This window comes from Marinobacter sp. (assembly GCF_052091845.1).
GTDB lineage: Bacteria > Pseudomonadota > Gammaproteobacteria > Pseudomonadales > Oleiphilaceae > Marinobacter.
Genome location: NZ_JBQDCO010000066.1, coordinates 1 through 14099, shown reverse-complemented (window position 1 = coordinate 14099; position 14099 = coordinate 1). Strand labels below are relative to the sequence as shown.

At 54.7% G+C, this 14099-nt stretch carries 14 protein-coding genes; 10 read left to right on the top strand and 4 right to left on the bottom strand.

Features of this window, described 5'->3' with window-relative positions; all coding sequences use genetic code 11:
- Together ACTHYN_RS15260 and ACTHYN_RS15255 are read right to left on the bottom strand one after the other, a co-directional pair.
- On the bottom strand, nt 1-663 hold a 663-nt coding region (locus ACTHYN_RS15260; RefSeq protein WP_441813273.1), incomplete at its 3' end, for an ABC transporter ATP-binding protein.
- Between the two features lie 156 nt (nt 664-819).
- The gene (locus ACTHYN_RS15255; RefSeq protein ID WP_441813272.1) at nt 820-1578 is read right to left on the bottom strand and encodes an FCD domain-containing protein; all 759 of its coding nucleotides are present in this window, start codon (nt 1576-1578) and stop codon (nt 820-822) included.
- A gap of 310 nt (nt 1579-1888) precedes the next feature.
- On the opposite strand from ACTHYN_RS15255, the gene ACTHYN_RS15250 reads away from it, so the two are divergent.
- The 6 genes from ACTHYN_RS15250 (at nt 1889) to ACTHYN_RS15225 (ending at nt 8082) form a co-directional block, all read left to right on the top strand.
- Nucleotides 1889-2314, top strand: coding sequence for a GlcG/HbpS family heme-binding protein (locus ACTHYN_RS15250; RefSeq protein WP_441813271.1), 426 nt, complete (start codon nt 1889-1891; stop codon nt 2312-2314).
- Nucleotides 2315-2365: 51 nt separating this feature from the next.
- The gene (locus ACTHYN_RS15245) at nt 2366-3838 is read left to right on the top strand and encodes an FAD-linked oxidase C-terminal domain-containing protein (RefSeq protein WP_441813270.1); all 1473 of its coding nucleotides are present in this window, start codon (nt 2366-2368) and stop codon (nt 3836-3838) included.
- On the top strand, nt 3831-4898 hold the full coding sequence (glcE, locus tag ACTHYN_RS15240; protein ID WP_441813269.1) for a glycolate oxidase subunit GlcE: 1068 nt from the start codon (nt 3831-3833) through the stop codon (nt 4896-4898). The genes ACTHYN_RS15245 and glcE overlap by 8 nt, the downstream gene beginning before the upstream one ends.
- A gap of 160 nt (nt 4899-5058) precedes the next feature.
- Nucleotides 5059-6267 carry a glycolate oxidase subunit GlcF gene (glcF, locus tag ACTHYN_RS15235; protein WP_441813268.1) on the top strand — a complete coding sequence of 403 codons (1209 nt, stop codon included), beginning with the start codon at nt 5059-5061 and terminating at the stop codon, nt 6265-6267.
- Between the two features lie 85 nt (nt 6268-6352).
- The gene (locus ACTHYN_RS15230; RefSeq protein ID WP_441813267.1) at nt 6353-6796 is read left to right on the top strand and encodes a DUF4124 domain-containing protein; all 444 of its coding nucleotides are present in this window, start codon (nt 6353-6355) and stop codon (nt 6794-6796) included.
- A gap of 83 nt (nt 6797-6879) precedes the next feature.
- Nucleotides 6880-8082, top strand: coding sequence for a multidrug effflux MFS transporter (locus ACTHYN_RS15225; RefSeq protein WP_441813266.1), 1203 nt, complete (start codon nt 6880-6882; stop codon nt 8080-8082).
- Here the strand turns inward: ACTHYN_RS15225 and ACTHYN_RS15220 are convergent, their stop codons facing one another.
- Together ACTHYN_RS15220 and ACTHYN_RS15215 are read right to left on the bottom strand one after the other, a co-directional pair.
- Nucleotides 8083-9822: a SulP family inorganic anion transporter gene (locus ACTHYN_RS15220; protein WP_441813265.1), complete on the bottom strand. Its 1740-nt coding sequence runs from the start codon at nt 9820-9822 to the stop codon at nt 8083-8085.
- A gap of 80 nt (nt 9823-9902) precedes the next feature.
- Nucleotides 9903-10295 carry a globin gene (locus tag ACTHYN_RS15215; protein ID WP_441813264.1) on the bottom strand — a complete coding sequence of 131 codons (393 nt, stop codon included), beginning with the start codon at nt 10293-10295 and terminating at the stop codon, nt 9903-9905.
- A 231-nt stretch (nt 10296-10526) separates the two neighbouring features.
- Between ACTHYN_RS15215 and ACTHYN_RS15210 the strand changes: the two genes are divergently transcribed.
- The 4 genes from ACTHYN_RS15210 to ACTHYN_RS15195 form a co-directional block, all read left to right on the top strand.
- The gene (locus tag ACTHYN_RS15210) at nt 10527-11276 is read left to right on the top strand and encodes a 5-oxoprolinase subunit PxpA (RefSeq protein WP_441813263.1); all 750 of its coding nucleotides are present in this window, start codon (nt 10527-10529) and stop codon (nt 11274-11276) included.
- Nucleotides 11273-11983: a 5-oxoprolinase subunit PxpB gene (gene pxpB, locus ACTHYN_RS15205; protein ID WP_441813262.1), complete on the top strand. Its 711-nt coding sequence runs from the start codon at nt 11273-11275 to the stop codon at nt 11981-11983. The genes ACTHYN_RS15210 and pxpB overlap by 4 nt, the downstream gene beginning before the upstream one ends.
- Nucleotides 11980-12930 carry a biotin-dependent carboxyltransferase family protein gene (locus ACTHYN_RS15200; protein ID WP_441813274.1) on the top strand — a complete coding sequence of 317 codons (951 nt, stop codon included), beginning with the start codon at nt 11980-11982 and terminating at the stop codon, nt 12928-12930. The genes pxpB and ACTHYN_RS15200 overlap by 4 nt, the downstream gene beginning before the upstream one ends.
- A 96-nt stretch (nt 12931-13026) precedes the next feature.
- Nucleotides 13027-14099: aromatic amino acid transporter (locus tag ACTHYN_RS15195; protein ID WP_441813261.1), on the top strand; the 1073-nt coding region annotated here is incomplete at its 3' end.

Below are 14099 nucleotides of genomic sequence, written 5' to 3'. Positions count from 1 at the left end.
CTGGGAGGAGACATCCCGGGCAAAGCCCATTTCATGGGTGACCACAATCATGGTGCGGCCTTCTTCTGCCAGGCTTTGCATTACCTTGAGTACTTCGCCCACCAGTTCCGGGTCCAGAGCTGAGGTTGGCTCATCAAACAGCATCACCTCCGGCTCCATGGCCAGCGCTCGTGCAATGGCTGCCCGTTGTTGCTGGCCGCCGGACATTTGCGCCGGATAATAATCCTTGCGTTCATAGATGCCTACCTTGTTCAGATAGGCTTCGGCGCGCTCAATCGCTTCCTTTTTGGGAACCTTCAGCACATTGACGGGTGCTTCGATAATGTTCTCCAGCACGGTCATGTGGGACCATAAATTGAAGCCTTGGAACACCATGGAAAGCTTGGCGCGAATCAATTCTACTTGCTTGTTATCGGCGGGAATACGTTCGCCTTTCCGGTTATTGGTAAACCGGATAGGGTCGCCGTGAACAATGATGTCACCAGAGGTGGGCGTTTCCAGCAGGTTAATGCAACGCAGGAAGGTGCTTTTACCAGAGCCGGAGCTACCGATCAGGGAAACAACCTCCCCTTTTTGAGTCTCCAGAGAGATACCTTTGAGCACTTCAAGCTCGGAGAAGGTTTTGTGAACATCCCTGCAGATCAAAGGCGCGGGGTCCGCCATAGGGTGGCTCCTGAGGCTATAATTCAAAGGCGCTTGTTTTACTGGCTGTGGCGGTGGAAATCAATACCTTTCGTGTACGGTTTAATGGTTTTTCAGCGCCTACTTCTGCAGTTTATTGTGGCGCACTGAGTGTTCAACGCAAGCATTTTGCATGTTTCAGCTGTGTGCGCCCTCCTGGCTGTGCTGGGTGTCTCGTTCAATGGGTATACGAGTCAGCGCACTGCCTTCCTGTTCCATGTCGCGCATGGCCTTACTCACAAAGCGCACATGCGCCATAGCTGCTTTTTGAGCACTGGCTGGCCTGCCGGCAATAATGGCTTCATGTATTTTGCGGTGTTGAATGACTATTTTTTTGTACACGTCTGCCCGGGGGTTAAGGTTGGCTACCGAGGTTCTTACCGTCATCAGCAGCATACTTTTCAAGCTACTGAGTACATGAACCAATATTGGGTTGTGGGAGGCCTCCACAATAGCCTGGTGAAAACCGTGATCCGGCCTGGCATTGCTTAGCGGGTCTGTTTCTTCGAGGGCGCGAAAGGCCTTGGTGATGCGGTAGCGGTCAAGGTCGGTTGCCCGTTGCGCAGCCAGATAAGCCGCTTGCCCTTCGAGTTGCTCCCGTACCTCCAGAATGTCGTACAGAGTGCGCGTGTGTCCCTCAAACAAGTGCGTCAGCGGGCTTTGAGCGCAGAGTTCCCTGGAGCTGAAAACCAGTGAGGACACAAAAGAACCTTTGCCGTGGTGGGTTTCAATGACCCCTCGCCCCTGCAGCTCGTGCAGCGCTTCGCGGATAACGGACCGCGATACCTGAAGGCGTGCCGCAAGTTGCCGCTCGGAGGGGATTTTGTGCTCCGGTGCCAGCCCACCGTCGAGAATCAGTTGCTCCAGTCTGCAGGAGATTTCCTGTGAAATAGCCATTAAATTGCCTGTTTTCTCACTGGTCTTACCAGTGTTTTTTGTCATTGTTGTTATTAAGTCGTTATCCGTAACTGCGTGCAAGCCTATGAATATGGCTGATTGGGGAGCATTCGTCCATCTTGGTGAGTTCAAAAACTGGTCTGACCAGTGCTCTGTATACTGGACTGGGCCGGGGTCGCCGACGACTATCTACATGGGTGCCGAGCATGGCGCCTACGTTGCTCTGGCCTCTATATCGTGCTCCTGTAATGAGGAAGCCCGGCATACGGCAGTCAGAGCTTGCCCTACGGCTGATATGAGGGAGGAAGGAATGTTAGCAATTAAAAGACTGGATATCACCGAGGCACGGTTATTGATTGCAGGGGCCACCCAAAAGGCCCAGAACATTGGTGTGCCCATGTGCATTGCCATTGTGGATGAATCGGGCAATCTGATTGCGTTTGAACGCATGAACGGCGGTAAAACCAGCAGTGTTACCATAGCCCAGGACAAAGCATTTACCGCGGCGGCGGCAAAAAAAGCCACTCATGACTACAATGCGGTGAATGTGCCGGGTAGTTTAGTGTTCGGTATTCATACTGAGGTGGGCGGCCGCATGAGTTCGGTGGGCGGCGGTTTGCCGGTGATTGTTGATGGCGAGGTGGTCGGTGGTATTGGGCTCAGCTCTGGCATGCCACAACAGGATATGGATTGTGCTCAAGCGGGAATAGATTATTTTGAGGCCCAGAGTAGGTGATGGAAACAGGCCGGGGCCGCCGGCTGAGTGAGGCAGATCAAGAGGCGCGCTATGACAAACAGGCCGAGGGTGAGTAAAAAGGAGTTGGCTGAACAGTTCCGCACTTTTATAGACCATGAGTGTGTCATCACCGATGACGAAACCATAAAACCCTATGAGTGCGACGGCATGTCGATGTATTGCGAAATGCCGTTGCTGGTGCTGCTGCCAGAAAATGTAACCCAGGTACAACGGGTTATGCGTATCTGTCACGAGCACGGAGTTCCGGTGGTTGCCAGGGGGGCAGGTACCGGACTTAGCGCCGGGGCCATGCCAAACAAGGAAGGTGTGGTGCTCTCTTTGGCCAGGTTCAACTGCATTTTGAATATTGATCCACTGGCACGAACGGCCAGCCTTCAGCCGGGTGTTCGCAACCTGGCCATCAGCGAAGAGGCCGCTCAATATGGCCTTTATTATGGTCCAGACCCCTCATCCCAGATTGCCTGCACCATTGGCGGCAACGTGGCAGAGAACTCCGGCGGTGTGCACTGCCTGAAGTATGGCCTTACCGTGCACAATATTCTCAGCGTGGAAATGGTGACCGCAGAAGGTGATGTAGTAACGGTTGGCAGTGATGGGTTGGATAGCTGTGGCATGGATTTGCTTGCCGTAATGACCGGCTCTGAGGGTTTACTGGGTGTGGTAACGGAAGTAAAAGTGAAACTACTGCCAAAACCCGAAGTGGCGCAGGTTGTGATGGCCGGTTTCGACAGCGTGCAAAAAGCCGGTGACGCGGTGGGCGGTATTATCTCCCACGGCATTATTCCGGGTGGTCTGGAAATGATGGACGGCCACGCCATTGTGGCCGCCGACGACTTCGCCAACGCCGGTTATCCGCGCGAGGCTAAAGCCTTGTTGCTCTGCGAAGTTGATGGCACCGAAGAAGAAGTACATGAGCACGTTGCACAGGCTGAGTCGGTTTTCAGAAAACTGGGTGCTACCTCCGTTCGCACCTCCCAGAGCGAGCAGGAGCGGGCACTGATGTGGCTGGGCAGAAAATCTGCCTTCCCGGCGGTTGGCCGTATTTCTCCGGATTACTACTGCATGGACGGCACTATTCCGCGCCGGCACATTGCTCATGTATTAACGGAGATGCAGACACTGTCGGAAGCGTTCGGTTTGCGCGTGGCAAACGTGTTCCATGCCGGCGACGGCAACCTGCACCCGCTGATCCTGTTCGATGCCAATGTGCCCGGTGAGTTCGAGCGCACAGAAGCTTTCGGCGCCAGCATACTGAAAATGTGCGTAGAAGTAGGCGGCTGCATTACGGGTGAACACGGCGTGGGCGTAGAAAAGATTCGGCAGATGGCCATTCAGTTTAACGACCTGGAGTTGCAACAGTTTCACGATGTGAAAGCCGCCTTCGACCCCACCGGCATTCTCAACCCCGGCAAAGGCGTACCGGCACTGAAATTTTGCCAGGAATACCGCTCCCTGGAATACAAACAACACAAGCACGAACAAACGGAAGCCGCACATGGCTGATCTCTCTCAACAGCTGCAAGAGCAGGTACTCCAGGCCCGCACCCGCGCAGAGAAGCTCAACATTGTTGGCGGCGGTACCAAAGGCTTCATGGGCCGGGAAGCAAATACTCAGGCCGGCACTCTTGATATGAGCGAGCATACCGGGATTGTAGATTATCACCCTGTTGAACTGGTGATGACGGTGCGTGCCGGAACCACCCTGAGCGACATTGAAGCGGCTCTGGCTGAACAAGGTCAGGCGCTGCACTTCGAGCCCCCGCACTTTGGCCCGGGTTCTACCATCGGCGGCACACTGGCATGCAACCTGTCTGGCCCCGCAAGGCCCTGGGCGGGTTCGGTGCGTGACCAGGTTTTGGGCACACGACTGCTTAACGGCAAAGGCGAACATCTACGTTTTGGTGGCGAAGTTATGAAAAACGTCGCCGGCTATGACGTATCCCGCCTGCAAGCAGGCGCCCTGGGTACTCTTGGTGTGATCACCGAAATCAGCCTGAAAGTCATGCCCACCCCCGCAGCCAGCCTGACCCTGGTGCGGGATATGGCCATGGACGAAGCACTGCACTACATGAACCGCCGCACAGCCGAACCCAAGCCCATCACCGCCGCTTGCTGGGTAGACGGCAAAGTCTATCTGCGCCTGTCCGGCGCCAAAACCGCCGTCGAAGCCACCGCTGAACAATGGAGCGGCGATGTAATAGAGCAGGGCGAAGCCTTCTGGCGTTCGGTACAAGACATGCAACACGAATTCTTCGCCGACAAAGACGCACCGCTGTGGCGCTTCTCCGTGGGTGCCACTGCTGCCAACCCAAGCTTGGAAGGCGACTGGTTCCTCGACTGGGCCGGCGCCCAACGCTGGTACCGTGGCACTGCCGAGCTCAGTGATATGGAGCCCTTGGCCAGAGCCGCTGGCGGACAGGTAAGTCTGTTCCGGGGTGGCGAGCGCAACGGGGAAGTAATGCACAGTCAGCCCCATGCCCTTAAAATGATCCAACGCCGGATGAAAACGTCGTTCGACCCAGACGGAATATTCAACCCCGGCCGACTGTATAGCTGGATGTAGGCCCAACCAAGGTCAGGCAAGCGGCCGAGCCATACCCTCTCTGAAACTGTGCGAAGCCATGGATGGCGTAGCCAAGCGTACAGGGAAGTATTCACAGCGTGTTTCAGAGAGGGTATGGCTTGGCCGCTAAACACCGAATGAGAGTCTAAACAGGCAAAACATGCAAACAAACCTGGTACAACAATTCGCCAACACAACAGAAGGCCAAGAGGCCGAAGCCATCCTCCGTGCCTGCGTGCATTGCGGCTTCTGCACCGCAACCTGCCCCACCTACCAGGAACTGAACGACGAGCGCGACGGCCCCCGAGGCCGCATCTACCTTATGAAAATGTTCCTGGAAGGCGCCGAAGTTACCGAAAAGACCCGCGAACACCTCGACCGCTGCCTGACCTGCCGCAGCTGCGAAACCACTTGCCCCTCCGGCGTACAGTACGGCCGCCTGGTAGACATCAGCCGGGGCTTGATAGATAAAGAACTCCCCCGCGCTCCAAAAGATAGATGGACACGCTGGGCCCTGGCACGGGTGATCCCCAACCGGGCCCTGTTCGGATACATGCTCCGCCTCGGGCAGACCTTTGCCCCCGTACTGCCTGGCAAACTGCGCACGAAAGTGCCGCCCAGAAAACAAGCCAGCCCCTGGCCAACCGCAAGCCATAATCGAATGGTGCTGGGTCTGGCAGGATGCGTGCAGCCATCGGCTACGCCGAACACCAATGCGGCGGCAGCCCGGGTGCTGGATAGGCTCGGCATTACCATGGTAGAAGCGCCAGAGGCGGGGTGTTGTGGTGCCGTGAACTATCACCTGAGCGAGCACGAAAAAGGCCTGGAGCGCATGCGCCAGAACATCGATGCCTGGTGGCCAGCCATCGAATCCGGTGCGGAAGCAATAGTGATGACCGCATCCGGCTGCGGTGCCATGGTTCAGGACTACGGCCACTTGCTCAGAGAAGATCCCGTATACGCGCAGAAGGCTCAGAAGGTCAGTGAACTGTGTACCGATCTGGGTGAATTTCTCCTGCAACAGGATCTTGAAAGCCTCAGTGTGCAACAGGATTCCGGAAAAGTGGCATTCCATTGCCCCTGCACTTTGCAGCACGCCATGAAACAAAATGGTGTGGTGGAACAAGTGCTTACCAAAGCAGGCATTTCGCTGGCCGAGACCAGAGACCAACACCTGTGTTGTGGCTCTGCGGGCACCTATTCCTTATTACAGCCCAAGCTCAGCCAGAAGCTGCTGGATAACAAGCTCAAAGCGCTGACCGGGGATAATCCCGAGCGGATTGTTACCGCCAATATCGGTTGCCAAATGCACCTTGAGAGTAAGTCCCAAGTGCCAGTACAGCACTGGGTGGAATTACTCGATCAGTAAACTTTGGGCTAATGCGCTCTATAATCCCGGGTGTTGGGCGTTATACTGCTTTGGCTTTTAATGTCACCACAGGGAGTGGATGGTTATGCCAGGGATTTTGGCTGCCGGGATTTTATTATGTGCTTTTGCCTTCTCGGCCGCGGCCGAGATTTATACCTGGACCGACGCCAACGGCGTGGTTCACTTCACAGATTCTCCGCCGCCGGATAAACCACAGAAAACGGTTGATGTAGCTGCGCCGGTAACCTTGCCTATGGCCAGTAACATTCGCCAGCACAAGCGTGTTTCGGGCATTCACAGGCAAGTAAAGGGGCTGCTCGCATCTGATCGAAAAGGCGATGCCCGCCGTACCAGATCCAGAGCAAAGGCTGCTGCCAGGCAAAAGAAAACCTGCGCGAATTACCGGCGTCAGTTAGACCAGATTCAATCACAGCTTCGGGTGGGTTATGGGAACAGTAAAGGTAATAGCCTGCGGGGTAAAAGGCGCAGGTTAAGCAAAGCGCTGAGCCGGGAGTGTATTTTGCGCTGATGCTGTAGACTGTTGTGTAGTAAGCACCCTAACAAACAAAGGTTCGTCATGTTTTTTCAGGTTTCTCTGGTTGGACTATTGGTTTGAACACCACACCATTATCTCACTTTCAGTTAGCCATTCTCTTGGGAATGACCGTTGCCTTGGGGCCCTTGGCCCTGGATGCCTACCTACCTGCATTTCCCGAGATTGCGGATGAACTGGGCGTTGGGCATGGCGGCGTTGGGCTTACGCTGAGCGCCTACGTAGGCGCTTTAGGGCTTGCGCAGTTGTTAGGTGGTCCATTATCCGATCGCTATGGCCGGCCGCAAATTCTATTCGCCGGGCTGGCGGTTTTTGCCAGCGCCGCGTTCATGGTTGCCCAGTCGGAAACGTTAAACGATATGTTGGGCTGGCGGGTTGTTCAGGGTATTGGTGGCGCGTTTTGTGCCGTGTCTGTGCCGGCCATCGTGCGTGATCAAACCAGTGGGCAAGACGCAGCACGGTTATTCGGTTTGATCGGCCTGGTTATGTTTATTGCCCCGGCAGCGGCCCCTTCCATTGGCTCTGCACTGCTGTATTTCAGTGAATGGCATGCGATCTTTCTGATGTTGGCGGTCTATGGGGCCCTGTTGGCAATAGTTCTGCACTTTGTGCTGTTTCGCCGCTTACCCCCTCGTTCTAAAGTTCAAACCCCTGTGTCCACGTTGATTACCAACTATGGGCTGGTGCTCCGGCACCGGGTGACCATGCGTTTTGTCGGCCTGCAGGCTTTATGTTTCAGCGCCATGCTGGTGTTTATCACCCACGCATCGTTCATTTATCAGGAGTGGTTTGAGCTATCAAACGCCATGTTCTCCGGGCTGTTTGCTGCCAATATAGTGGCAATGGCCAGTATGAACCTGATTAACCGGCGTTTGCTCAACCGTTTTCAATCGGTGCAAATCCTCAGAGCCTGTGTGTTCCTGCAGGCCATCGCCGTGAGTGCGCTGGTTATCTGTGCCTGGGCGGGTGCGCCCTATTGGGTTATTGCCGGCTGCATCATTGCGGCGGTGGGCTTCATGGGGGCCATTGTTCCCAACAACATGGCTAACGCGCTGGAGTTCTTCCCTCACCTTGGCGGAACCGCTGCTGCTATGCTGGGGGCTGCTCAGTTTACTATTGCCGGAGCCATAAGTGCGCTCTCGGCAACCCTGGCTGGCGGTACACTGCTGCCTATCGTGCTGGTTATGGCTATTTGTGTGTTTTGTGCAGCCATACTGGCGGCAGGCGGGCCAGGCGCAGTAGAGCGGGAAAACCAGGCTTAGTTAACCACGCCTGGCCTTTGCGGCGTTGCTCTGCCTGGCGATAGATGTTCGGGAGCTAATGCCCTGGTCGATGTACAGCACCGCATCGGTTATTTGTGGGAACATATGCTCATCCAGAACATACTCCCGCAAAGCTGCAGAGTGTGTGAGGGTGTCCCTGACCGGCCCAATCAGGCTGACCAGATACAGTTGAATGCCTTGTTCCCGCAAATTCTCAATCACGCTTTCCAGCATGATCAGTGACGTGCTGTCGATGCTGCTAACGGCTTGGGCATCCAGTATTACCGCCTTCAGAGCACCCTCCGGGCGCCGCTTCATCAGGCTGTACAAGCGTGATTTGAAGTAATCCTTGTTGGCAAAATACAGCGGCGCATCAAAACGGAATATCAACAAATCCTTACGCACACTGATCGTCTCGAAGCGGCGAATGTTGCGATAAAGATCTTCACCGTCGAGTTTGCCCAGCTCGGTCATGTGCGGTGTCGTGCTGTTGTAAATCACCAATAGCAGAGACACGGCCACACCCACCAGCAAACCCTGCTGAACACCTAACAATAAGGTAATCACAAAGGTGACCATCAGGATGAAAAATTCCTTTCTGTCCTGCTGGAACAGGGTTTTCATCTCTTGGTACTTAAACAACCCCAGCACCGACATCACAATAATTGCGGCCAGAACAGCTTTCGGCAGGGGGTAATCAGCAAACAGCGGGGTAAGAAAAACCACCGTAATGGCGATCAGTGCTGAGGAAATAATGGCTGATACCTGAGTCAGCGCACCTGCGTCTCGCAGCGCGGCACTGCGAGAAAAACTTGCAGATACGGGAAAACTCCGGAACATGGCGCCCAGGGCGTTCGCCAGGCCAAGGGCAATCAGTTCCTGATTGGGTAATACATTACGCTTGTCTTTCGGCGATTCCTGCGACTTACAAATCGACATGGTGCCTACAAACCCCATCAGGGCCACAGTGAACGCCACCGGTAACAACTCGCGAAGTTTTGCGAAATCAATATCAGGCATGTGCAGTGCAGGGAAGCCTCGGGGTACCGAGTTGATCACATCTACCCCGGCTTGGCCGGCATGAAACAGCCCCGATAACAGCATGGTGCCAACCAACAGTATGAGCGCGTTCGGTAGCTTGGGTAAGTGGCGTTTGCACAAAAAAATAAATAGCAGACTTGCCACAGAAATCCCTATGGTTACGCCGTGCCAGTTGCTTATGTTTATCAGCAGCTGATAGCCGAGATCCAGTACGTTGGCGCTATTTACATGAACGCCAGTCAGGCTCTGAAGCTGGCTGCCAATGATGATAAGCGCCGCCGCCGAGGTATAGCCAACGACAACCGGGTAGGATAGAAAATTGACAATAAAGCCAAACCGCAGCACTCCGAACAGAAACTGAATCAAACCAACCAGTAACGTGAGTTCTACCGCCAGTTGCAGGTAATGATCCGAGCCTGGCTCGGCAAGTACACTGAGCCCGGAAAGAATAAGGATGGCATCCAGCGCCACTGGCCCGATCGAGATCTTGTTGGAGGTCCCCAGCAGGGCGTATAGCAGTGGCGGAAAGATGGAGGCGTATAGCCCAAACTCAGGCGGCAACCCAGCCAGTACCGCGTAGCCCATGCTTTGCGGTATCAGCATAACGCCAATAACCAGGCCGGACACTGCGTCCCGCTTCAATGTATCGGCAGTGTATCCTTGCAACCAAAGTAAGCCGGGCAGTAATTTATAGAGCATAAATGCAGTGTTTCGCTTGAGAGCTGGTCTGCAAGTGTGTGCAAATCAAAAGGCTGAATCAAGAAGAATCAGCCTGGCAGTTAATAGGCGCCCCGGATTATATCAATGCCTGGGGTTAGTACTTCTCTCCAGGCATCACCCAGCTGACTTGTATATTCGGGATCATGAACGCGCACGGTTTTCATGAGGGAATCCAGCCATAAGGTGTACCACTCAGGCTTGATGTCAAAGTTATTCCGGTTGTGGCTCTCGCCAAGCGATTTCAGTTTGCGGTCCGACATGCCCCGGGCGGTGAGTATCAACTGCATAATGCCATGTCTAAGCAAGTGGCGCTGAGCGTTCATGTCTGTCGTTAAAAAACGGTTCTTGATGGCCTCGGAGCTCGACATGAAATGGTCGTAGAAATCGATGAAAAATTCATCACGGTTGCAGCATCTGCCATAGCTTTGAAAAACGAGATCAGCTTTGCTCATGTGCGGTAAGTGTCCTTACAAAATAGTTGATGCTTGAGTAGGGCGCTAATAATAATGGTTGGATATGATTGGTTCAGTTGAGTTTTGTTAACGTTAGAATGAATGCTGTTTCAGCCGGCTGTGGGATTGATGATGGGCACAGACGCGTGCATGATTTGTTACAGGCCCTGGCGGCTGGAATCGAAACAGGATGACTGTTGAACATAAAGCTTTAAACAGAGGCGCAATATCGTGACACAACTGCTGCTGAATGCTGACGTAGGTGAGAGCCTGGGCCCATGGGTTATGGGAAACGATGCGGCATTGATGCCGATGTTGGATCTGGCAAATATAGCCTGTGGTTTTCACGCCTCTGACCCGGACATCATGCGCGCTACGGTGCGCCTGGCTTCAAAGCATGGTGTCGCGATTGGCGCACACCCGGCCTATCCGGATTTGGTCGGATTTGGCCGCAGATCCATGGCTTGCACTCCCGAACAGGTGGAAAACCTGGTGCTTTACCAGGTCGGTGCGCAGGCGGCCATGTGCAAGGCCGAGGGTGTGCAATTGCACTATGTTAAGCCCCACGGCGCTTTATATAACGACATGGCGGGCGATCACGATCTGCTGGCTGCCGTGATGCGGGGTGTGCAGGCTTTTGATCCGGGGCTGGTACTGGTTGCGCCTGCAACCAATGACCCGGACCCTGTGCGGGCCATGGCGAAGGAACATGGCCTGCAACTGTGGTTCGAAGTGTTTGCCGACCGCGCTTATCATCAGAACGGGCGTTTAGTCTCTCGCAGCAAACAGGGCGCCGTTCATCACGATCAGCAAACCATCGTCGAGCAGGCCATTCGTTTTGCCAAAGGCCTGCCGATACAAACGGTGGAAGGTACGGAGTTGCACCTGCAAGCGGACACGCTTTGCGTTCACGGAGACAACGAAGCTTCGATACTTGCCGCACAAGCCATTCGCGCCGCTTTATCCAGGGAGCGCGAATGAATGCTTACCCACGAATTGAAAACGCCGGCATAAGTGCTTGGCTGGTGCGTTTGTTCGACCGAATAGACGAAAATAACCTTGCCTCGATAATGGCCCTTTACCGCAAATGCGAAGAAACATTTGGCCCGGCATTGGTTGATCTTGTTCCCTCGTACACTACGCTGCTGGTGCACTATGATCCTCGCCTCCTGGGGCCGGAACAGGCTCGTTTAAAGCTGCAGGGACTGCTTGCAGAACTGTCGCCAACTGAGGCGAGCCATGCAGGCTCGTTAAAGGAGTTGCCCGTTTGGTACGACCCAACGGTTGGGCCTGATTTGCCTCGTTTGGCAGAAAAAAACGCCCTGAGTTTAGATGAGTTGATCGAGCTACATGCAGCTACTGTCTATCAGGTATTTGCTTTGGGTTTTGCGCCTGGGTTTGCATTTATGGGCTCTGTGGATCCTCGCCTTGAGGCTCCGAGGCTGGCTACGCCAAGGCCAAAAGTTTATGCCGGTAGCGTTGCTATTGCCGGCCGCCAAACCGCTGCCTACCCGTCGCAATCCCCAGGTGGTTGGAGCCTGCTTGGGCGCACGCCCATTGCGCTGTTTGATCACTCTCGTGAACAAATGAGCCACTTACAGGTGGGCGATCGAGTACAAATGGTGCCGATTAACAAACAGGAGTTTCTCAGATTAGGTGGCAACCCCACACCACAGGAGGATGCCTGACAGTGGAACTCGCAGATGCACTCAAGGTAGTGAAAGCTGGCCCGCTGGCCTCACTCCAAGATGCCGGGCGCTTTGGTGTGCGCCATCTTGGCATTACTCAAGGCGGGGCAGCGGATTTACACGCCTGGGCTTGGGGCAACTTTCTCGTAGGTAACCCTTTTGGGGTTGTTGCGCTGGAAGTGACGATTGGCGGGCTGAGCCTGGAGGCAACGACAGAGCTTTGCCTTGCCCTGACAGGGGCAGATCTTGGCGCCACAGTGAATGGACACCCCATCGAGAACTGGGCTGCCTTCCAGATGCGTGCAGGCGATGTACTTGCGTTCACAATACCGCGCAATGGCTTGCGTGCATATCTGGCAGTAACCGGAGGGTTTCAGGCAGAGCCTGTGCTTGGCAGCCTTTCAAGCGTGGCACGGGAGAAGCTTGGCGGGCACGGTGGTGATGGTCGCCAGCTTGCCGTGGGTGATGTGCTTAGGCTCAACCGTGAAAGTCTTGGCTTTTCCCCGGAAGAGCGATTGACACCCAACATTGAAAAAATCGATTACGCCCAGCCAGCAATGCTTGATTTAGTGCTTGGTGCACAAGCAGGGGAGTTTAGCGGGCGCAGTCTTTTTGACTTCTTCAATCGTAACTGGGAAGTAGACAACCGTTCAGACCGGATGGGTGTGCGCCTGAAAGGGCCTCTACTAAGCTGCGCCATCAACAACATGATCTCTGAGGGCTTGGCTCTAGGTGCGGTGCAGGTTCCGCCGGATGGCCAGCCAATCGTTTTACTTAACGATCGCCAAACCATTGGTGGTTACCCAAGGCTCGGGACTTTAACGCCTCTATCCTGTAGCCGCTTGGCGCAATGCCAACCGGGCCAGTCGGTAACCTTCAAACCGATCACTTCTGAACGGGCGCACTCCCGGTATCTGGAGTTTCTGTCGCAGGTTGGTGGCCTTTAATGTCTTTCGCTGCCAGATGAACCGGATCTTGAGCCCGTTAACGCTGAAAGTGTTAAAGTCTCCGGTCTTTTACTGACCGATGGTGGCTGAACAAACGTGACAAACCCAGTAACACCCAGCCCAACTTCCTCACTAACTGGCGGCGCCAGTATCATTGCAGGCGTTTGCATAGGCGCCGGCATGCTTGGCTTACCCAGTTCCGGTGCCGGAGCCTGGACCCTGTGGTCCAGCCTGGCGCTAATGCTCACCATGGTGGTGATGACTTTATCTGGCTGGATGCTGCTGGAAGCGTTCAAGCATTACGACCTGAGAGCGTCGTTTAATACCGTTACCAAATCGATGCTCGGGGCGCGGGTTAATGTTTTCAGTAATCTGACGGTTTATTTTGTGGGCGGCATTCTGCTTTATGCCTACATCACATCTTCAGGGCTGATCATCCAGAGCCTTACCGGGGTGGATAGCAAACTGGCATCTGTGGTGTTTGTGCTGCTGTTCTCGTTGGTTGTCTGGCATTCAACCCGTGCGGTGGACCGGCTTTCAGTGGTGCTCGTAACCTTCATGTTGCTGAGTTTTATCCTGGGGGTATCTGGCCTTGCTATCCGGATTGACCTCAGTACCCTGTTTGACGCCGCTAACCATGGCGGCCCATACGCTCCCTATGCTCTTGCCATGCTGCCGGTAGCGCTGACCTCCTTTGGCTACCATCACTCAGTCGCCTCGCTGCGTGCCTATTATGGCGAAGAACGAAAGGCCCAGAAGGCGATTCTCGGCGGTACTCTGGTGGCCCTGTTGTTTTATCTTGCCTGGCTTGTGAGCATTTTTGGAAATCTGCCCCGGGCAGATTTCGGCCCGGTTGTCGCCCGGGGTGGTGACGTGGATGTGCTATTAACGGCTCTGGGATCTGCCGTTGGTTCGGTGCAGGTTGCCAATATAATCAGCGCCTTCTCCTCTGCAGCCATCTTGTCGTCTTTTATAGGTCTGGGCCTGGGTACATTCGATTTTATGGCAGACCTGCTGGGTTTTAAAAACGATCGCCAAGGGCGAACCAAAACCTGGGCGATCACTTTTCTTCCACCTTTATTACTCTCGCTATCTGCCCCTTTCGGCTTCGTATTGGCCATCGGCTACGCCGGCGCTGCGGCGGCAGTCTGGGCATGCATCATTCCGGC